This is a genomic window from Streptomyces sp. NPDC002076 (genome assembly GCF_053593835.1).
In genome coordinates this window covers 192,328-212,326 of sequence record NZ_JBSFDI010000018.1, presented here as the reverse complement: position 1 = coordinate 212,326, position 19,999 = coordinate 192,328, and the positions used below count along the sequence as shown (strand labels likewise).

Genomic DNA, 19,999 nt, shown 5'->3' with positions numbered 1-19,999 from the left:
CTTCACCACCAAGCCAACCGAACCCGAACCACAGATCACCCCACAACCGGAACCGAAACAGCTGCCGTGACTACACCACCCCGCGGGACATGACCTTCTTACCTCTTTCCATTGTCTGGAGTCACTCCACAAAGTAGAGTGGAGCTCAAGAAGATCCGGGACCCCAGCACCGCAGAGTTCAGCGGTAGAGGAGGAACGGACCCCAGCAGCACCACTGCGCGGTCACACATCCACCAGCGGCGCATCGACGGCGTCCATGAGGTGGGTTCGCGCTCGGCGCCTCGCGAACCGGTGTCCATCCAACACAGGACGATCATCGTGGTTACCTGCATTTGCCGAGGGCCGGAGAGTCCCGCCCTCGGCACCAGCACAGACGTCTTCCACACCGCAAGCAAGCTCGCTCAGGCCGCGGTGGCCGAACTGGCCGACTTCGTCGCCATCGAGGTGTCGGAGCCGATACTGCACGGCGACGTGTCCATACCCCGCCCTCTGCGCAGCGGCACACCGTTTCGACGTGCTGCCTTCCAGTCCAAGCCGGGAACCGACGTCAGGCCCGCGTACGCGGTAGGTGACGTGTCCCGGATCCCGCGTGCGACCCCCTACCGGCAGGCCCTTGTCGATCTGCGCCCTCGCCTCATCGCCCACCTGGTCCGCGACGGGCGGTGGCCGGTGCATGATCCTGCCCGCGCACACTGCATCCGGGAGGCGCAGGCCCACTCCGCCATGGTGATCCCCCTGATCGTCAGGGACGCCGTTCTCGGCCTGGTGGCCCTGTATCGGCGGGCGGAGTCCGCTCCCTTCGACGTGGACGACCTCCAGGCGGCCGTCAGGTTCGCGGACCGGGCCGCGCAGTGTCTGGACGCGGTCCGTGACCGGATCCAGGGAGGTGTCCATGCCCGGCTCCTGCAGCGAAAGCTGCTTCCTGAGGCGCTTCCGTCCCTCGGAGCGATCGAGGCTGCCGAAGGGGAGCTTCCGGTGGAGGGCTCAGGAGGCGAGTGGTTCGACATCATCCCGCTGTCCGGTGCACGCGCGGCCCTGGTGGTGGGAGCCGCACGAGGTGGGGGCGTCGATGCCGCGGTCGGCATGAGCCAGTTGAGAGCGATGATCATCACGCTGGCCATGGAGGACCGGGCGCCGGACGAGATACTCGCGCGCCTGGACGACATGGCGACCCGCCTGGGGGAGCACCTGATGTCGGGCCTCCTGTCCGACGTGAAGTATGCGGGCGCCAGTTGCCTCTTGGTGGTGTACGACCCTGTCACCGGGCGCTGCACCTCGTCCCGGGCCGGCGGTTCGCAGTTGGTGATCATCCACCCCGACGGTGTTGTCGGCGCGCCGGGCTTGCCCTCCCATCCGGCTCTGGGTACCGATGGGCATCCTTACGAGAGCGCCGAGGTCGACGTACCCCCAGGTACCGTCCTGCTCCTCAAGAGCGGTGGCATCGACGATGCCCACCCCGACGGCGACGCGGCCACGGAACACCTCCATGAGGTGGTGAACCGGTCCGGCCTCGACGTGCGGAAGATCATCGAGAGCGTCCGTCGCGATGTGGCCCCGGGCCATGAGCCGGCCCTGCTCGTGGCTCGTGCACAGGCCTTGGACGCGAAGAACGTCGCAAGTCTCGCCGTACCGTCCGACCCCGCGGCCGTCGCCGCTGCCCGTGCCTGGACCCGCCGGCAGTTGGCGACATGGATGCTCGACGAACTCGCTTCCACCACCGCCTTGATCGTCAGTGAACTCGTGACCAATGCCCTCCGCTACGCGACCGGGCCGACAGAACTGCGCCTGATCAACGACGGTCACACACTCATCTGCGAAGTCTCCGACACCAACGGTGCCGTTCCCCGTCTGCACAAGGCCCGCCCGAGCGACGAGGGCGGCCGCGGCCTGTCCATCGTCTCCGAGCTCACACAGCACCAAGGGACGCGCCTCACCGCTCGCGGCAAGACCGTGTGGACCCAACAGTCGCACTCGACGTGAGGAGCTGAAGACATGGGTGTACAGACCGAAAGGCCCATCCCGTCCCGTTGGAACAAACTCCCATCGCTCGCACGGGTGATCATCCCGAAACGACTTCCTGAACGAATGCGGGAGAAGAGCGGCGCCTGCGAGTCCATGCTCGTCGCCCCTCTGCTGGTGATCGCGCTGGCCACGACGGCGGATCTGCTCACACCCAACCTGCAGTTCAACCGGTTGCTCGGCGTGGCGCCGGCGCTGGCCGCCGCCATGTGGCCCGTGGCCGGCACGCTGGTCATCGGACTGCTGGCCCTGATAGCCGGCATCGCCCTCGCCGCCACCCACCACGCTCTCGGTCAGACACCCAGTGTGTTCACCGTCGTGGCCATCACGGCCATCACGCTGGCCGCTGCATACGCCAGTCGGGTACGGCAGCACCGGGAGCGCACCCTCGCTGCGGTCCGCAGCGTGGCGGAAACCGCACAGCACGCACTGCGGCCCCCGATCCCACGCCACCTCGGGCACGTCGACATCGAGACCATCTACCAGGCCGCTGCCGCGCATGCCCGCATCGGCGGCGACTTCTACGAGGCGCGCCGGACCCCGCACGGCGTACGGCTGATCATCGGCGATGTGCGCGGCAAGGGACTTCCCGCCGTCGAAGCCGCGTCAACGATGCTCAGCTCCTTCCGGGCGCACGTGCGGGACGCGCCCGATCTTCCCTCCCTGGCACACATGTTGGAAACAAGCATGCACGAACACGTCGAAGAAGTCCTGCCCGAGGACGCGCTCGAGCGCTTCGTCACCGTCGTGCTCGCCGAGATCCCCGCGGACGAGCCCGTCGCCCGCCTGGTCAACTGCGGACATCCTCCGCCGCTGCTGCTCCACAACGGCGAGGCGTGCGAGGTGGAGCCCAGCGCACCCTCGCCGCCCATCAACATGGCTGCCCTTCTGGGCGACCACTACCAGCTCGACACCATCCCCTTCGGCCTGGGCGACCGCCTGCTGCTCTACACCGACGGCATCAGCGAAAGCCGCGACCTGACCGGCACCTTCTACCCCCTCGCCCAACGCATCCGCCGTTGGGCCTCGGCCCCACCCCGCCAACTCCTGCACCACCTCCACCACGACATCAACGCCTACGTTCCCGGCACCCGCGACGACGACGTCGCCGCGCTCGTCGCTCACCGCGTCACACCGGGCGAACGGCGACATCTTCGCCACGTCTGACCCGTTCGCACGGGCCCCCGGCGGCCGCGAAACCAGGCAGACACACCGACACCGCAAACGAAGCGGAAGGCAGAGGGCAGTCATGTCCGTTGCCGGTTTCCTCAACGATCCATGCCAGCGGAGGCACAAGGTGACCACACAAGACGGAGGGCGTCCCCTTCTCACCACCGAGACCGGTGCGCCCGTCGCGGACAATCAGAACTCCGAGACGGCCGGCCGCGGCGGGCCGCTGCTCCTGCAGGATCAGCAACTGTTCGAGAAGTTGGCGCGCTTCAACCGTGAGCGCATCCCGGAGCGGATCGTGCACGCGCGCGGCGCCGGTGCGTACGGCACATTCACCGTCACCTCCGACGTGACGACGTACACCCGGGCTGCGTTCCTCTCGGAGATCGGCAAGCGGACCGAGGTGTTCGTCCGCTTCTCGACGGTGGCGGGCAGCCTCGGCTCGGCGGACGCGGTCCGGGACCCGCGCGGCTTCGCGATCAAGTTCTACACCGAGGAGGGCAATTACGACCTCATCGGCAACAACACCCCGATCTTCTTCATCAAGGATCCGAGCAAGTTCCCGGACTTCATCCACACCCAGAAGCGCGACCCCCACACCGGCTCACAAGAGCCGGACAACGTATGGGACTTCTGGGGCCTGAGCCCGGAGTCCACCCACCAGGTCACCTGGCTCTTCGGCGACCGTGGCATCCCCGCCTCGTACCGCCACATGAACGGCTACAGCTCGCACACCTACCAGTGGAACAACCAGGCTGGCCAGGCGTTCTGGGTCAAGTACCACTTCAAGACCGACCAGGGCATCAAGAACCTCGACTCCGCCGAGGCCGAGATCCTCGCGGGGAAGGACCCCGACAGTCACCAGCGCGACCTGCGCGAGGCGATCGAGCGCGGCGAGTACCCGAGCTGGACGGTCCAGGTCCAGATCATGCCTGCGGCAGACGCGGCCGCCTACCGCTTCAACCCCTTCGACCTCACCAAGGTCTGGCCGCACGAGGACTACCCGCCCATCGAGATCGGCAGACTGGAGCTCAACCGCAATCCGCGGAACATCTTCGCCGAAGTCGAACAATCGGCCTTCTCACCCGCGCACTTCGTGCCGGGCATCGGTCCCTCCCCGGACAAGATGCTCCAGGGCCGCCTCTTCGCCTACGGCGACGCCCACCGCTACCGCGTCGGCATCAACGCCGACCAACTGCCGGTGAACCGCCCGCACGCCACCGAGGCTCGAACCTACGGCCGCGATGGGGTCTTGTACGACGGCCGGCACAGCGGCTCGAAGAACTACGAGCCGAACAGCTTCGACGGCCCGGTCCAGACCGACCTGCCGCTGTGGGCCGCCACCGGGGTCTCCGGGCTCACCGGCAACCACGCCGCACCGGCACACGCCCAGGACGACGACTTCGTCCAGGCGGGCAACCTCTACCGACTGATGCCGCAGGAGGAGAAGGAGCGCCTGATCAACAACCTGGCCATCGCCTTGGCCCGCGTCTCCGCCGACCGTGACGACATCGTCGAGCGGGCGATCGACAACTTCCGCCGTGCCGACTCCGACTTCGGCAGCCGCTTGGAAGCGGGTGTGAAGGAACGACGCCGATGAGCCGGCGTTCCCGAGCCCACTGCCACCGGAATCAGCTGAATCCCTCATAGGAGGCAGAAATGACGTGCTACGAGTGCACCCAAGCGGGGCGGGATGACAGCGCCGCCATCGGCATATGTTCCCTTTGCGGTCTGGCCGTGTGCGCCGACCATGTGACGATCACCCCGGCTCCAAGCAAGCGCGTGATCGGCCTCGTCGTCGTGACGCGCCGCCTTGCCTGCACGACATGTTGCGGGACGCAGTCGGTCGCCTGAGAGCCGGCTATCTCCTACGTCGATAACCGTCATCTCAGACTATCTCACTCCAATAGGAAACAACGGCTGCGTCCGCGCGTTGGCACGAACGGCGGTGAACGAGCGGTCGCCCCTGCTTCCCCCGCCGACGGAATCCACCGTCAAAGATCGGAGTGCTCTGATGTCAGTGACATCGGCCATGGGTCCGCACGCGAACCGTGTCTCCGCCCGACAGGCCCGCGCGCACGAGGAGACACACGCCGCTCGCAGGTACGGCGCAGGGTTCTGGACGGTCGCCGCGGTGTTCGTGACGGCGATGGCTTTCTCCACGGTTCCCACCCCGCTGTATCCCCTCTACCAGGCCCAAGACGGGTTCTCGACCTTCACGGTCACCGTCGTGTTCGCGGTCTACGCCATCGGGGTCCTGACCAGCCTGTTGCTCGCCGGGCACATCTCGGACTGGCTGGGCCGCAAGAAGGTCATGGCGTCTGCGCTGGCACTGGAACTGCTCGCCGCCGCGCTGTTCCTGGCCACGACGTCTCTGCCGGTGCTGATCGTCGCCCGGCTGGTCACCGGTCTCGGCGTCGGCATGCTGACGGCGACCGCCACCGCGTATCTGCAGGAGTTGCACAGCGCCCACCGGCCCGGCGCCTCGACGCGGCGGTTCGAGATCGTGTCGACCGTCGCCAACATCGGTGGCCTCGGGCTGGGACCCATCACCGCGGGAGTGCTGGCCCAGTACCTCGTCGAGCCGCTCCGACTGCCGTACGCGGTCTTCGTCGTACTGCTGCTGACCGGAGTGGCTGCCATCGCCCTGACCCCCGAGACCGTCCGCAGGCCCGCGGCCAGGCCGGCCTACCGGCCCCAACGGGTCCGGGCCGCCCACGGCGACCGTGGACATCTCGCCGCCGCCGCGGCCGGATTCACGTCCATGGCCGTGTTCGGGCTCTTCACGTCCGTGGTCCCAGGCTTCCTCGGCGGGGTCCTGCACCAGCCGTCCCGTGCGTTGGCCGGACTGGTGGTATTCGCGGTTTTCGGAGCCGCCGCGGCGGCCCAGACGGGTACCGGCCGGCTCGGCACCCGGACGCGCTGGTACCTCGGGCTGCTCGCCCAGGCGGTGGGCATGACCGTTCTCGCAGTCGGTATGCGCCTTGGGAGCCTGCCCGTGTTCCTGCTCGCGGGGACCATCGCCGGAGCCGGTGCCGGTGTGCTGTTCAAGTCCGCCGTCGGACACGTGGCCGCCATGGCCGCCCCGGCTCAGCGCGGCGAAGCCCTCGCCGGCCTGTTCCTCGCCTCGTACCTCGGCCTGGCCCTGCTGCCCGTCGGCCTGGGCGTCGCCAGCCGGTCCATGAGCCTGACCGATGCGACGACGTGGTTCACCGTCGTCGTGCTGACACTCCTCGCCGCCGTCGCCGTACGGACGAGCCGCCACGGTCCCGGCACGGCTGCCGAGACGCCGGGCACGTTGCGACGGCGATCATGAGGGATTACCCGGTGGGTGTCGGCGCCGTGGCCGCTGTCTTCGGTATCGGGCATGTGATCGCCACCAGAACCGGCTGACCGATGAACGGGCCTCCTGCCCCGAAGCATCAGAAACACCGAACGACCAATGACGCACGGAGGACAACCATGCGGAGCACCACACTGGGATCGACCGGCCTGCAGGTCTCCCGTATCGCCCTCGGCACCTGGCAGCTGGGGGGCGACTGGGGCGCCTTCGCCGAGGACGATGCCAAGGCCGCCATCCACCGGGCCCGCGAGCTCGGGGTGAACTTCTTCGACACCGCCCAGGCGTACGGATTCGGTGCCTCGGAAAGGCTGCTCGGTGCCGCGCTGCGGGGCGAACTGCGGCGTCGGCGCGACGAGTTGGTGATCGCCACCAAGGGTGGTCTGCGCAGGACCGCTACCGGCATCGCCCGGGATGCGAGTCCCGGGGCGCTGCGCGAGGGTGTCGACGCCAGTCTGACCGCGCTCGGCGTCGACCACATCGACCTCTACCAGGTCCACTGGCCGGACCCGAAGGTGCCGTTCGCCGAAACCGCAGGTGCACTGAAGGAACTGGTCGAGGCGGGCAAGATCCGGCATGTCGGCGTGTCCAACTACTCCGCCGAGCAGATGGCCGAGTTCTCCCGCACCCTTCCGGTGGAGACGCTGCAGCCGCCGTACCACCTCTTCCGCCGCGAGATCGAGGACACCGAGCTGCCCTATACCCGGCAGCACGGCATCGGTGTCCTGGTCTACGGGCCCCTTGCGCACGGCTTGCTATCGGGCATCCTCTCCAAGGAGACCGTCTTCCCTGCCGACGACTGGCGCGCGAAGAGCAGCGTCTTCCGAGGCGAGACCTATGGGCGCAACCTCGCTGTCGTACGCGAGCTCCAGGAGTTCGCCGCCTTCCGCGACATGACGGTGAGTCAACTGGCCGTCGCGTGGACCCTGGCTCAGCCGGGAGTGGACGTGGCGATCGTCGGTACGCGGCGCGCCCACCACGTCGAGGACAGCCTCGCGGCTGCAGACCTGTCGTTGGACGAGGACGACTCGAAGGAAATCGACTCGATCATGGCCGCGGCCGTCCCTGTCGCCGGCCCGTCCCCGGAGGGTGTGTGACGGCTGGGCGGGAGGGGAATGGGCAGACGACGGTCGCTGTCGTGGACACCACTGTCATGCGTGCCCCATCGCGCAGAATCTGACGCACGCCGGGTTCGATGTGTGGGCGCGGAACCGGACCCGGCAGAGGTCCGAGGCGCTGGCCGATGGCGGCGCGTACGTCGCCTCTCCCCCCGGCCGGGGCGGCTCAGGACACCGAGTGCCCGATCACCATGCTGACCGGTGGCCCCGTCACTGACACGCGCTGACCACACCGACTACGCTGCCATGCCCTCTTGGTCCGTCATGCCTGGGGCATTGCCGTGCTTGGCTCCCGCTCGCCGGACGGAGTTCCAGGCTTGAGGACGACGGAGGTGTAGTGGTTGGCGAAGAAGTACGAATAGGAGAGGGCTTCGTCGATGTTGCCGAACTGGTTGCTCATCATGGACATCAGTGCGGTCGTGCGGGTGCCGTCGCCGGCGTAGGCGGTGAACTGCCGGTTGGGTGGCAACCCGGTGGCCCCGATGGTGACTTCGTTGATGCCTGGGAGTTCCCGGATCAGGGCCGTGCCCTGGCCGGAGCTACCCGAGACGCGCAAGGCGAGGATCTGCGTGCGCATGCCCAGCCCTTGCCGACCCAGGTTGTGTGTGCTGGTGGCCGGAGTGCTGCGCGCCACGTACACCAGCGCCATGGGCGACTGGCCGATGTGAAGGATCTTGATCACCGAGTTCGTGTGTGTGTCGATGACATCGACCGCGTCGGAGTTCTGCAGGGCGACGTAGATCCTGGTGTTGTCGGGGCTCGGCCATATGCCGTGGGGACCGTGGCCATTGTTGTGGATGGTCTTCACCAGCGTGGGCGGCGCCCCGTTGCGCGATCGGCGGTAGACCAAGGTCTCGTTCAGTCCGCCCACGGTCTGGTAGGCGTAGTCGACACCGTCAACGGTGACGAAGTTGGGGTGGTTGGTGCGCGGCCCGGTGTGCAGCACCGCCTCCACGCGGTAGGTGGCCGCGTTGAGCACGGCAGTGGTCCGGCCGTTGGTGGGCATGCCGAGCCAGATGTCCCGGCCGTCGGGTGAGATGGCCTCGTCGGAAGACCCGCCCGCCTCCGCGGGGATCGGCACGCGCCGGATGATCCGGCGGGAGGCCACATCGATCACGTCCAGCACCAAGGCGCGCAGGTGGTTGACGTAGGCAAATTTGCCGTCGGGGCTGAAAACCACCTTCGACGGTCCGTCCTCGGTGGGAATCCGCTCGACCTCCTTGCCGGCCCGCCAGTCGATCACCGAGATGTAGTTCTGGCCGCGCACCGCCACCCACAGCCGGGTGCCGTCCGGAGAGAAGAACCCCTCGTGCGGCGACCGGCCGACGTACACGGTGCGCACCACCTCGTTGGTCCCGGTGTCGATGACGTGGACGGCGTTGGTGGTCACGTCGATCACGTTGAGCCACTTTCCGTCCCGGGAGAAGCCCAGGCCGTGCACGTCGATCTGCCCGTCGTACATGGCACCCAGCACGTCCGCGCTGGGGCTCAATCGCGGCTTGCCCAGGGCGATCGTGCCCAGCACCGTATTCGTCGCCGGGTTGATGACACTCACCGTGTTGGAGGCCTGGTCGGCGGTGTACACCCGGTCGTTCCCCGAAATCTGCTGCGCCCCGGGCAGCGCCGGAGACTGTATCGGCGTGCCATGCGCGGAGGGGCTGGCGTTTGACCCAACTATGAGGCCCTGCACCGGATCCAGGGGGGAGGACGCGGATTCCAGCGTCCCGGGCGTCACGCAGGCGGTGATTGACGCGTATACGACCATCACTATGAACGTGTGGGTGAAGGTTGTTCTTATACCCATGTTCACTCCTTGTGGTCACGTCGCCGGCGGATGACCCGCATGGCAAGCTGCCGTGGCGTTTGAGCCGTGAGGACGGCGCCGCGTGGCGTGAGAGGTTTCGCGGCAGGTCTGGTCGCCGTGTTCGGCAATGGCTGCCGGCGAGGGCAGTGCTTGTCATCGGGGCGCCGAGGTCACCTTGATGACGCCTGACGCTGGTCACCCGGACCGCCTCGAGCCATAAAGGAATCTAACGGACAATTTATACATACTCACCTTGGCCGGAGGCCTTCACTCGGATGGGTCATCTGTCGGCGAATGGCGAACGACTGCACGACCAATCAGGCTTTCGCGCGGTGTACGCCGAACGGGTTCACGATGGTTCGCGACGGGTCGACCGCGGCTGTGATCGCAGGTCAGACGGGGCAGTAGCCCGCGCCGGCCGGCTGAGCGGGTTTGGCCGGTGGCCTGTCCGGTCTGTCCTGGAAGTAGCAAATTCGCTACGCCGCCACGATATATCAGCCACCTACTGGGGCCGTCGTGTGCACCGCTCTCCCGGACGCCCTCGTGGTCGTCGACCACTTCCACGTCGTCCAGCTCGCCAGCAAGATGCTCTGCCTGGTGCGGCGCCGCACCACTGCCCAGGTCCGCGGGTGGCGCGGACGGGCCACCGATCCGGAGTGGAAGGCCAGACGATGCCTGCTACGCAACCGTAACGACCGCACCAACGAGCAGTTCGCATGGATGTGGAACCCCTTGTTCGACGAGGGGAAGATCGGGCAGATGCTCCTGAGCGCATGGATCGCCACGGAGAACCTGCGCACCCTCCTCGCCCTGGCCCGTACCGGCGCCGACAGCCACAAGTCGGCCGCACCTGCAGGAAGTTCCTGACCTGGCTCGTCGGACTCCGACAACCCCGAAGTCCGCACCCTCGCCGCCACCGTCGACCGCTGGTGGCCCGAGAGTGCCGCGTTCATTGACGCGGGTCACAGCAACGCCTAGAGCGAGGGCATCAATCGTGTGATCAAGCTCGTCGCTCGCAACGCGTTCGGATTCCGCAACGCCGACAGCCAGCGTCAACGGCCTGGCCGCGCTGACGTCACCAGAGCAGCAACAGGGCGGCAGCGAGTGCGACGGTCAGTACGGCGCCTGCAGTCAGTGGTCCTCCGGTTCGGCTGGCGGCGAGAAGTCGTTCGTGCCTGATATCGGCTGCGGCGTTCCGGTAGCGCACTGCGGAGTAAGCCAGCCCAGCCGCCCCGACAGCCATCAGTAGAGCGCCTGCGGCCAGTGAACGGGTACGGCTGTCCTCGACGAACTTGGCCACGGCCAGCCCTAGCGCCATCACGTTTGCGGATGTGCGCAGCCATGCGAGGTAGGTGCGCTCGTTCGCCAGATGATCTCGGGCGTGGGATGGATCTGTGTCGTCCCCGGGGCGTTCCTTACCCATGACTCGCTCTCCTACTGGAGGCCGCGGCGATGCGCATTCTGTCGCGGTCGCCGAAACCGAGCGGGATCGAAGGTGCCGCTTGGAAGAACTTCGAGCATAGTGGCGGTATGGGTATATGGGGCAAACGGGATGACATGATCGTGCACCAGACCGAGCCCTTCAATGCTGAACCACCTTGTGGTGCGCTCGTGGACCCGGTCACCCCTCTGGACACTTTCTATGGCCGCAACCATGCCCCGATCCCCCGCGTGGACGGGGCGAGCTGGCGGCTAGGGGTGGACGGCACGGTCGACCGCCCGCTGGAATTGTCGCTGGACGACCTGCGCCGTCGCTTCCCCGAACGGAAAGTGCTGGCCACTTTGCAGTGCGCGGGCAACCGCCGCGCCGACCTCATGGACTTCCGCGACATACCCGGTCAGGTCCCCTGGGGCCCCGGAGCCATCTCCACGGCATGGTGGACCGGTGTGAGCCTGGCGGATGTACTGGCAGAGGCAGGGCTGCACGCAGAAGCGGCCCACATCGCCTTCACCGGTGCTGACGTGTCACAGGACGCCGACCCACCACAGCCTTTTGGCGCCTCCATACCGGCGGTGAAGGCCACCTCCAGCGAGGTGCTCCTTGCCTGGGCGATGAATGATCAGGCTCTTCCCGTCGCGCACGGTGCCCCGCTGCGCGCCGTCGTCCCGGGCTACATCGGCGCCCGCAGCGTCAAATGGCTCCAGCGCATCACCGCACAGACCGAGCCGTCCGACAACTACTTCCAGTGGGAATACAGCCTGCTGCCTCCCGAGGCAGACCCCCACAAGGCAGGACCAGGCGACGGCATCACGCTCGGGCCGGTCGTCATTCACATCGCCATCCTGCGGCCCGGCAAGGGCGCCCAGCTGCCGTCCGGAGCTACCGAGGTCGCCGGCGTGGCCTTCGCCGGCGACGACCGCACGGTGACACGCGTGGACGTGTCCGCCGACGGCGGCACCACGTGGGTCCACGCCGATCTGAACGCACCGGACAACCCGTGGACGTGGCAGCACTGGCGCGCCACGCTCATGCTCCCGGCGGGGGAGACGGAAGTCCTCGCCCGCGCCTGGGACTCCGCCGCAGCCGTACAGCCCGAGTCACCAGCGACGGTCTGGAACCCAAAGGGCTACGCCAACAACGCCTGGGCCCGCCTCCACGTCACCTGCGACCGCTGAAAGCCGGGCGGCCAGGCCGCAGATCCCGTCGGCACGACGGTGAACCCGCGGACACCTCCGCACCGCTCACCTTTGAAGACCCGGCTTGACGGAGCGTGGCGCGCGAAGTCAGGTGCTCCAGCAGGGCAAGGCGACCTAGGTATGCAGCGGAGAGAGCCGCGAGGCACCGTTCGCCCTGGAGGAGTCAGCGGAGACGGTGCGTGATCCGCCCTCCAGCGGAGCGCGGACCGGGATCTGGCGCGACTTCCGCACGCGACTCCCCGTGAGCGGCGTGATACTCCCTGGGGCGAACCCGTTCGTCGTGATCGGCTGCCTCAGCGCACCGCCACCCCGTACGGCTGGGCGCCCACGGTGACCGTAGCCACGACCTTGTGGGACGCGGAATCGACGACGGCGAGGGTGCCCGCTCCCTGGTTGGTGACGTAGATGGCGGCGTCGGTGACCGCCAGGTTGAACGGGTCGGTGCCGGGCGGGCCGAGGGCGATGGTCGCCTTGACGTGTGTGCTGCCGGTGTCGATCACGGAGAGGTTGCCGGGGCCGAGGTTCGCGGAGTAGGCGTAGCGGCCGTCCGGGCCGATGGCCACGTCGAAGGGGCCCGTGCCGACGTTCACGGTGGTCGCCTTGCCGCTGTCGGTGGCGATGGCGAGGACGTGCGTCCCGACCTCGTCGGCGACGTAGGCCGCCTTGCCGTCCTTGGTGACGGCGACGGCCACCGGGGACCGTCCCGCGGAGAGCTGCCGGGTGACCTGGTGGCTGCGGGTGTCGATGACCGACAGGGTGCCCGATCCGGCGTTCGCGACGTACGCCTGGGCACCGTCGCGGCTGAGGGCCACGTTCACCGGGGACCTGCCGACGGGGATGGTGGCTGAGGCCCGCTGGGTATGGGTGTCGATCACGGAGACGGTGTTCGAGGTGCCGTTGGTGACGTAGAGGGAGCCGCCGTCCGGGCTCAGGGCGACTCCGGTGGGGCTCTTGCCGACAGGCACCGTGGCGACGGTCTTGTAGGTGTGGGTGTCGAGGACCGAGACTCGGGCCGAGCCGCTGTCGGCGACGTACAGGCGCCTGCCGTCCTTGGCGACGGCCACACCCTCGGGCGCCCTGCCGGCCGGTACGGTCGCGACCACCTTGTGGGTGTGGGCGTCGATCACCGAGACGGTGTTGTCCTGCTGGTTGGTGACGTAGACGAGGCTGTCCGTGCGGGCAGCCGCGGACGGCAGGTCCGCGGCCACCGTGTGCACGGAGGCGGTGGGCACACAGAGGACCACCAGCGCGGCAACGCCCGCCGCGAGGACCGGCCGTGGTGTCCCGCCGCGGCTTCGGCGGCTCGCTGCTGGGGTCCGCGCGGCAGACAACATCTCGCCTCCTGTGCGCAGTGCCGTGGTCCGGTCCGGTGGTTCGGCCCGGTATCAGGTCAGCAGCCCGCGGGCGTAGTAGTCACTTTTGTCCCGGACGCCCGGGAGCGCGAAGAAGTAGCCTCCCCCCCGAGGGCTGATGAAAGGCACGAGTGCTTCGTTCTGCAGCCGGGTCTGCATGGCGATGTAGGTGTTGAGTTCCTGCTGGAAGCAGTTGAACGCGTGTCCCATGTCGAGCTCGGGCAGGTTGGGGCTGCGGTCGTAGTCGAAGCTCCGGCGCAGGATGGTGCTGGTCGCCGCGGTCTCCGGGGTCTGGGGGTTGGCAAGCCGGATATGGCAGTTGAGCGGGGTGATGAGTCCCTGGGGGTCGTTCGTGTAGATGGGGTCGAACTTGTCGTTGTCGTTCTCGCCCAGCGCGTACAAGGGGGCGCCGCTCGCCTTGCGACGGCCGAAGATGCGCTCCTGCTGGGCGACGGGCACCTTCTGCCACGCCTCGATGAAGAAATGCACGATACGCACCACGTGATAGGTGCCACCCGCGGTCCAGGCCGGTTCGGCGCTCTTCGGCTGGACCCAGACCGCCTGGTCCATTTGGGAGGCGCTGGTGGTGTCAGGGTTGGAGATGCCGTCCTTGAAACCGAACCAGTCGCGCCGGACACCGACGGGGCGGTGCGGATTGCGCTGTCCGTCGATGCGCCAGCGCAGTTTCGCCGCCGACTTGGTGTGCATCAGGATGTCGAGCAGGGCGTTCACCGTCGTGTCCCGGTTGTCGGCGCATATCTGGAGTAGCAGATCCCCCTGGCTCAGCGCCGGATCCAGGTCGTCATGCTCGAATGCCTTCATCGTGACGAGCTGGACCGGCTTCCGGGCGCGCAGACCGTATCGGTCGTCGAAGAGAGAGGCGCCCACGCCTACGGTCACCGTGAGACCGTCTGCCACGACCGTGGGTCCCAGGATGCCCGAGCTTGACGGTGGCGCGGTGGGAGACGTTTCGGGCGGTCTTCCACCGGCCGTGAGGAAGCGGGCGCGCGCAGTCAGCGTGCGGAACAGCTCGGTGAGTTCCTTGCGGCCGGACGCGGTGACGTCGAGCGCGACAAAAATGGCGACCCGTTGTGGGTGAGGAGGAAGGGCGATGCCGGCCTGGTGGTAGCCGTGGAAGGGGATGGTCCGGGACGTGGGTTCTGTGTCGGCCTCGGGCGCCGTTGCGGCGGCCGCTGTACCGCCTCTGAGGGCGGCTCCAGCCGCCGTTCCGACAACGAGGCCGGCACCGGTGCCCTGCAGAAACGTCCGCCGCGCGAACGCCCCCATCGGGCATTCTGTCCCGCTCCAATCTCCGTCCGGAGCCGTGTTGTCGGTCATGATGTCCTCCATCGACCGAACATCCACCGAACCTCTGCTTCATACGCTATTTCGGACGCGTCAGTCCCACCACTGGGGAGCACGACGGCATGGCGAGGTCACGCCATGGAGATTCGGGCGAGCAGGCGTGCACGCGAAAGTGTCTCCGCCGCCAAGCTTCATTGACATGAGTCAGGCGACACCGTGCCGCGGTGCCCCGTGCCAGGTCTTCAGCGCCACGAGCGTGGCGAGTACGGCCGTCAATAGCCCGGCGAGCATGGCTGCGCGATCGCCGACTGCCATGGAGGTGTGCCTCGTTCGGTCGACCGCGTCGGCGATCGCGGGAAGCAGCGCCGCCCCCGTTGCGGCACCCAGTTGCCGACTGGTGTTGATCACTCCGCCGACCAGGCCCTGGTCACGGTCGGCGATTCCGGCGCTCGCGGTCACCATGCTGCCGAATGCCATGCCGGCGGTGCCGAATCCGACGAGCATCACCGCCGCGAGCGGCAGGTGGGAACCGCCGGCCATGGGGAGCTGGGTCAGGGCGGCGAAGCCGGCGGTGGCGGCTGTTCCGGCCACCACCAGCACGCGTTGAATGCCGAGGTGCCGGGTCAGCCGTGCGCCCAGTAGGCCGGTGGCCAGTCCGACCATCCCCTGCGGAGCGATGCTCAGCCCGGCAACGAGCGGCGACATGTGCAGAATTTGCTGGAGGTATCCGGAGAGCACGAGCATTTCACCGCCGTTCCACATGCCGAGCAGCAGCATGAGAGTGCTGGCGTTGCGCAAGCCGTAGGTGTGCAGCAGCGCCGGACGCACGAGCGGATCGGCGTGCCGGTGTTCGTTCGCCGCGAAGGCCGTGCCCGCCAGGATGGAGAGTGCGAGCGGGGCCAGCACGGGGACGGAGCCGATACCGGTGGTGGCGATCTGGGAGACAGCGAAAACCAGGGCGGCCACGGCCAGGGTGATCAGGACCGCACCCAAGGTGTCCAGCTTCCGACCGGCACGCGCCAGTCTCGACTCCCGCAGGACATGGGGGGCCAGCAGCAGGGCGGCCAGCCCCACCGGAACGTTCACCAGGAACACCGAACGCCAGCTGAGGAACTCCACCAGTACGCCGCCGAGCACCTGGCCGGCGACGAAACCGATGGACGCCGTCGCCCCGTACAGGCCCAGTGCTCTGGTCCGGCGCGGGCCTTCGGCGAAACCTGTGGTGATGAGTGACAGCGCGGCGGGCGCGACCATCGCGGCCCCGGTGCCTTGCACCACGCGTGCGACGATCAGCAGTACCGGGTCGCGGGCGAGCCCGCCGGCCAGGGATGCGGCCGTGAACACGCCGATCCCCGAGAGGAACAGACGCCGGCGCCCGTAGAGGTCGCCGGCTCGGCCGCCGAGGATGAGCAGGCCGCCGAAGGCGATGGCATAGGCCGTGACCACCCACTGGACCGAGGCTGCGAAGACGTGGAGTTCCCGCTGGATCGACGACAGGGCGACGTTCACGATGCTGAAGTCCAGGACCACCATGAAGGCGGCCACCAGGATGAGGGCCAGCCCCAGCCGTCCGTGCTCGCCCGGTCCGGTGGCCATGCCGGGGTGGTCGTGGTGGTCCGCCGTGCTCGTGCAGTCGTGGGACCGCGTCGTGGCGGCGTACGGCGAGGAGGGGCCGATGGGCCCGGCGTGTGTCCTCATGGCCGTGCAACCCTTCGTCGGGCCGGTTCGATCACGCGGTGATGTAGACCGCGGACAGGTCGTCGTCGGCGTGCTCGAGGGCGGTGTGCCGCCAGCGGGGCAGCAGCGCTTCGGTGAGCGGCAGGTGGGTGCCGAGGCCGTACGCGGCCTGTACGGCCAGTTCGGCGTCCTTGACCGCGTGCTTGAGCGCGAAGGCGGGGGTGAAGTCACCGGCGAGCATGGTGGTGGCCTTCTGTACCGCATACGGCGAACCGAGCGGGGTGGACTGCAGCAGTTCCACGATCGAGGCGGGGTCCAGGCCGAGCCGGCCGGCGAAGGACAGAGCCTCCGCGGTGGCTTCGACGAGGTCTACGAGCCAGCTGTTCAGCACCAGCTTCGCCCTGGTGCCGTCGCCGGCCGGTCCCAGCCAGACGGTGGCTCGGCCCAGTGCGCCGAACACCGGGTTGAGGACGTCACGCACCCGATCGGGACCGCTGGCCAGAATGATCAGCTGTCCGTCCTCGGCCGGTCCCTGGCTCCCGGAGACCGGGGCGTCCACGAAGGTCACCCCCTGCCGAGCGGCGGCCACGGCGAGCCGGGCCGACCAGCGGGCTCCGATGGTGGCCATCTGCACCCAGATCAGTCCGGGGCGTCGGGCCAGGAACCCGTCCGGGCCGTTCGCGGCCCGCTCGGTGGCCGGCCCGTCGGCGAGCATGGTGATGAGGATTCCGGCGTCCTGGACCGCTTCCGCAGGGGTGTGTGCGACGAACGCTCCGTGACCGGCCAGGGCGGCGGCACGACTGCTGGTTCGGTTCCACACCCGAAGCTGGAAGCCGCCCCGGGCCAGGTTCACGGCCATGGGACCGCCCATCCGCCCGGTGCCCAGGAAGGCGATGATGGGTGTCTTCGGCGCGCGGCCGCCGAGGGAGGCCGGCGATGTGGGCTGGGTGGTGGTCATGACATTGCCTCCAGGGTGGGATCGCCGAACGGGATCGTGGCGGTCATGGTGTGGTCGGTCTCGGCCAGGTCGGACCGGCTGAGGTGGCGGTGGCGTGCGCCGAGGCTCTGCGCCAGGTGGGCCGGGGTGCGGCCACCGACGATGGCGACCTGAACGGCGGGGCGGCCCGGCAGGTCTGATTCGGTGTCGCGGCGGATGAGGCGGTGGGGCGGCTGGACGATTTCCACCGGCACTGCGGTGGCGAAGTCGGCCATCTACGCCAGGGTGCGGTCGTGGACCGCCACGTGATGGATCAGGCCGTGCGCCACCAGTTCAGCGAGCGCAGCAGCTCCGGCCTCGACGCCCCTGCGCAGCCATGCCGGCCTGGCGTCGTGGACCATCTGGTCCCTGTCCCTGCGCAGGCCGCCCTTGACGGCGATCACGACCGACTCGCGGGCCGGGCCGAGTTCGTCTGCCACCGGCCACTTCGAGCGGCCGCTCGGAGCCGCCGAACCCGAACGCCTGGGCGGTGCCGAAGAAGTTGGTGCCCAGCGGCCTCGTGCATGCGATCCTCTGGAGCGCGGCGCGCTCGGCCATGGGTCCCGAGTCCCCGCCGTACTGCCATGTGCCGTACGCGACAGGCGTCCCCGCCAGACCGGATGCGCCCGGTGTCACCCTCTGCATGTCGACCCCCTTGGTGGGTGGAATCTCCTGCCTCGACGCTCACACCCACCGGAAGCCGCCGGTAGTGGCCCTGTGCTTGCCGGGATACAAACCGTTCCTGTAGCGGACAGGCGTCACAGTCTCCGAGGGCTGCCCAACGCTGCCCGATGGGGCGGTCGGCCGATGCCGGAGGCCGGGGACAGGCCGGCGACCGCAGACGCACGCAGAGAATGCGTGGTGCGGGTTCGGCGAGGTCAGGAGGCAGAACGGCGGGAGATGCCGGCGTCGGTGGCCGGCTCCGGGCCGAATGCGGGCCTGCGTGTCCGCCAAGGTTGATCGCGGCGGGTGATGTGAGCGATCAGGTCCCGTGCCACACCGCTCGGCGGGGTGGAGGCGCCGTCCCAGATGACGCGCAGAGTCCTGCGCAGGTCGAGCTCCGGTGTCCGCACCGTCACGAGCCGGCCTGTGGCCAGATCGTCCTCGACGGCCAGTTCGCTGATGACGGCTGGTGCGGTGCCGGCCAGTGCGGCCGCGCGCACGGCCGCCGTGGTGGGCAGCGCCAGCGCCGGGACGACCTGGGGGGCGCCAGGACCGAGCACCGCGGCCAGAGCAGCGGTGAGGGTGTCGAGGGTGCCGGAACCGACCTCGCGGCTGACCAGCGGTGTGGCGGCCAGCTCGGCGGCGCCGACCGGTCGGCGGCGGTGGGCCCAGGGGTGGCCCGGAGTGACGACCACGGCGAGCGTGTCGTGGCCTACGACCCTGCCATGGAGCCCGGCCGGCCGCTGAGGGCCCTCGGTGAAGCCGATGTCCGCCGTGCCCTCGGTGACGTGGGCGATCACCGTGGTGGTGTTGATCGCGGTCAGCAGGATCTCGGGCGCTGTGCTTCCCGGCCGCTGTGCCGCACGGAAGGACGACAGCCAGCCCGGCAGGAGCTGCTCCGCGATGGTCAGGCTGGCGCTGACCCTTAGCCGGTCACGGCGGTCGGCGCGCAGGGCGGCGATCCCGGCGTCCATCTCCGCAGCGACACCCAGCAGGCGGGCGGCCCACTCAGCGATCACGACACCTTCGGCGGTCAGTCTGGAGCCGCGCGGGCTCCGGTGCACCAGCGTGACGCCGGTCTGGGCCTCCATGGCCCTGATCCGCGCCGAGACCGCCTGCTGGCTCACCCCCACCGCCCGGGCGACGCTGTTCAGGCTGCCCTCCTGGGCCACACCCAGCAACAATTCCAGCGCGGCCAGGTCGGGAACATGCGTACTGAGAGCCATGAGCCGCCCTCCCAGCTGCAAGCCGGGGTTGTATGCCCTCAAGCCTACGGCCGCTACCGCAGCGGACGGGCCTCTGCGAGCTTCGAAGACACGGCCCGCTCTCCCCGCCCCGGGGAACAACGGCACTCGCTTGCTCCCCGCCCTCTCCCTCGAGTCCCTGACGGGGCAATGATCAGCCAGGAGACACACCATGACCGCCCCCACGGCAGTGAGCCAGTCCGAACACCAAGTCGAGCGATCGTTCCTCCTGCAGCGGGCGCAACCCGCCATGAACGGCCTGATCGACGGCTCGCTGTCCACGCTGGCCCCGATCTTCGCCGTAGCGTTTGCCACTCAGCAGCCGCGTTACGCGTTCTTCGCCGGACTGGCCACCGCCATCGGCGCCGGCGTCAGCATGGCCTTCTCCGAAGGCCTGTCCGACACAGGAGACCTGACCGGCCGCGGCAGCCCCTACCTACGCGGAGCCATCACCGGGGCGGGCACCTTCCTCGGCGGAGTGCTGCACACCCTGCCCTTCCTCATCCCTCAATACCGCCCCGCGCTGGCCGTGGCACTGATCACGATCACCCTCGAACTGGTGACCCTGGCTTGGATCCGCTGGCGCTTCTTCAAGACGGGCTTCCTTCGCTCGTTCGTCTCCATCGCGCTCGGCGGAGCGGTCATCGCCGGCGTCAGCGCCGCGCTCGGCGCCGCCGGCTGACCCCGCTCGCAG

General features: G+C 68.6%; 18 protein-coding genes. 9 read left to right on the top strand and 9 right to left on the bottom strand.

Annotation, left to right across the window (positions count from 1 at the left end; genetic code table 11):
• Positions 1-318 precede the first annotated feature (318 nt).
• From ACWCQS_RS32660 to ACWCQS_RS32635, 6 genes are all read left to right on the top strand, one after another.
• A complete protein-coding gene (locus ACWCQS_RS32660; RefSeq protein WP_451007797.1) occupies positions 319-1,980 on the top strand; it encodes an ATP-binding SpoIIE family protein phosphatase in 1,662 nt (553 codons plus the stop codon).
• 105 nt (positions 1,981-2,085) lie between these two features.
• Positions 2,086-3,186: a PP2C family protein-serine/threonine phosphatase gene (locus ACWCQS_RS32655; RefSeq protein WP_451007796.1), complete on the top strand. Its 1,101-nt coding sequence runs from the start codon at positions 2,086-2,088 to the stop codon at positions 3,184-3,186.
• Positions 3,187-3,316: 130 nt separating this feature from the next.
• A complete protein-coding gene (locus ACWCQS_RS32650) occupies positions 3,317-4,789 on the top strand; it encodes a catalase (protein ID WP_451007795.1) in 1,473 nt (490 codons plus the stop codon).
• A 59-nt stretch (positions 4,790-4,848) separates the two neighbouring features.
• Entirely contained in the window at positions 4,849-5,043 is a 195-nt protein-coding gene (locus tag ACWCQS_RS32645; protein ID WP_451007794.1) for a DUF2180 family protein, read from the top strand.
• Positions 5,044-5,203: 160 nt separating this feature from the next.
• Positions 5,204-6,505: an MFS transporter gene (locus tag ACWCQS_RS32640; protein WP_451007793.1), complete on the top strand. Its 1,302-nt coding sequence runs from the start codon at positions 5,204-5,206 to the stop codon at positions 6,503-6,505.
• Between the two features lie 146 nt (positions 6,506-6,651).
• Complete coding sequence (locus ACWCQS_RS32635; RefSeq protein ID WP_451007792.1) at positions 6,652-7,626, top strand: aldo/keto reductase; 975 nt, start codon at positions 6,652-6,654, stop codon at positions 7,624-7,626.
• A 283-nt stretch (positions 7,627-7,909) separates the two neighbouring features.
• Here the strand turns inward: ACWCQS_RS32635 and ACWCQS_RS32630 are convergent, their stop codons facing one another.
• Positions 7,910-9,232 carry a hypothetical protein gene (locus tag ACWCQS_RS32630; RefSeq protein WP_451007791.1) on the bottom strand — a complete coding sequence of 441 codons (1,323 nt, stop codon included), beginning with the start codon at positions 9,230-9,232 and terminating at the stop codon, positions 7,910-7,912.
• Between the two features lie 735 nt (positions 9,233-9,967).
• Here ACWCQS_RS32630 and ACWCQS_RS32625 point away from each other — a divergent pair.
• Positions 9,968-10,318 carry a transposase gene (locus tag ACWCQS_RS32625; protein WP_451007790.1) on the top strand — a complete coding sequence of 117 codons (351 nt, stop codon included), beginning with the start codon at positions 9,968-9,970 and terminating at the stop codon, positions 10,316-10,318.
• Positions 10,319-10,526: 208 nt separating this feature from the next.
• Here ACWCQS_RS32625 and ACWCQS_RS32620 read toward each other — a convergent pair whose 3' ends face one another.
• The gene (locus tag ACWCQS_RS32620; RefSeq protein ID WP_451007789.1) at positions 10,527-10,874 is read right to left on the bottom strand and encodes a YidH family protein; all 348 of its coding nucleotides are present in this window, start codon (positions 10,872-10,874) and stop codon (positions 10,527-10,529) included.
• A 107-nt stretch (positions 10,875-10,981) separates the two neighbouring features.
• Here ACWCQS_RS32620 and ACWCQS_RS32615 point away from each other — a divergent pair, with 107 nt between their 5' ends.
• Positions 10,982-12,067 carry a sulfite oxidase gene (locus ACWCQS_RS32615; protein ID WP_451007788.1) on the top strand — a complete coding sequence of 362 codons (1,086 nt, stop codon included), beginning with the start codon at positions 10,982-10,984 and terminating at the stop codon, positions 12,065-12,067.
• A 314-nt stretch (positions 12,068-12,381) separates the two neighbouring features.
• Here the strand turns inward: ACWCQS_RS32615 and ACWCQS_RS32610 are convergent, their stop codons facing one another.
• From ACWCQS_RS32610 to ACWCQS_RS32580, 7 genes are all read right to left on the bottom strand, one after another.
• Positions 12,382-13,320, bottom strand: coding sequence for a YVTN family beta-propeller repeat protein (locus ACWCQS_RS32610; protein WP_451007787.1), 939 nt, complete (start codon positions 13,318-13,320; stop codon positions 12,382-12,384).
• 153 nt (positions 13,321-13,473) lie between these two features.
• Positions 13,474-14,778 carry a Dyp-type peroxidase gene (locus tag ACWCQS_RS32605; protein ID WP_451007786.1) on the bottom strand — a complete coding sequence of 435 codons (1,305 nt, stop codon included), beginning with the start codon at positions 14,776-14,778 and terminating at the stop codon, positions 13,474-13,476.
• A 171-nt stretch (positions 14,779-14,949) separates the two neighbouring features.
• Positions 14,950-16,443 (bottom strand): MFS transporter, encoded by a 1,494-nt coding sequence (locus ACWCQS_RS32600; protein WP_451007785.1) that lies wholly within the window; start codon positions 16,441-16,443, stop codon positions 14,950-14,952.
• 31 nt (positions 16,444-16,474) lie between these two features.
• Positions 16,475-17,380 carry an NAD(P)-dependent oxidoreductase gene (locus tag ACWCQS_RS32595; RefSeq protein ID WP_451007784.1) on the bottom strand — a complete coding sequence of 302 codons (906 nt, stop codon included), beginning with the start codon at positions 17,378-17,380 and terminating at the stop codon, positions 16,475-16,477.
• Positions 17,377-17,634 (bottom strand): hypothetical protein, encoded by a 258-nt coding sequence (locus ACWCQS_RS32590; protein ID WP_451007783.1) that lies wholly within the window; start codon positions 17,632-17,634, stop codon positions 17,377-17,379. The genes ACWCQS_RS32595 and ACWCQS_RS32590 overlap by 4 nt, the downstream gene beginning before the upstream one ends.
• Positions 17,635-17,838, bottom strand: coding sequence for a hypothetical protein (locus tag ACWCQS_RS32585; protein WP_451007782.1), 204 nt, complete (start codon positions 17,836-17,838; stop codon positions 17,635-17,637). It lies immediately after the preceding gene.
• Between the two features lie 438 nt (positions 17,839-18,276).
• Entirely contained in the window at positions 18,277-19,287 is a 1,011-nt protein-coding gene (locus ACWCQS_RS32580; RefSeq protein ID WP_451007781.1) for a LysR family transcriptional regulator, read from the bottom strand.
• Between the two features lie 190 nt (positions 19,288-19,477).
• Between ACWCQS_RS32580 and ACWCQS_RS32575 the strand changes: the two genes are divergently transcribed.
• The gene (locus ACWCQS_RS32575) at positions 19,478-19,987 is read left to right on the top strand and encodes a hypothetical protein (protein WP_451007780.1); all 510 of its coding nucleotides are present in this window, start codon (positions 19,478-19,480) and stop codon (positions 19,985-19,987) included.
• Positions 19,988-19,999: the final 12 nt, after the last annotated feature.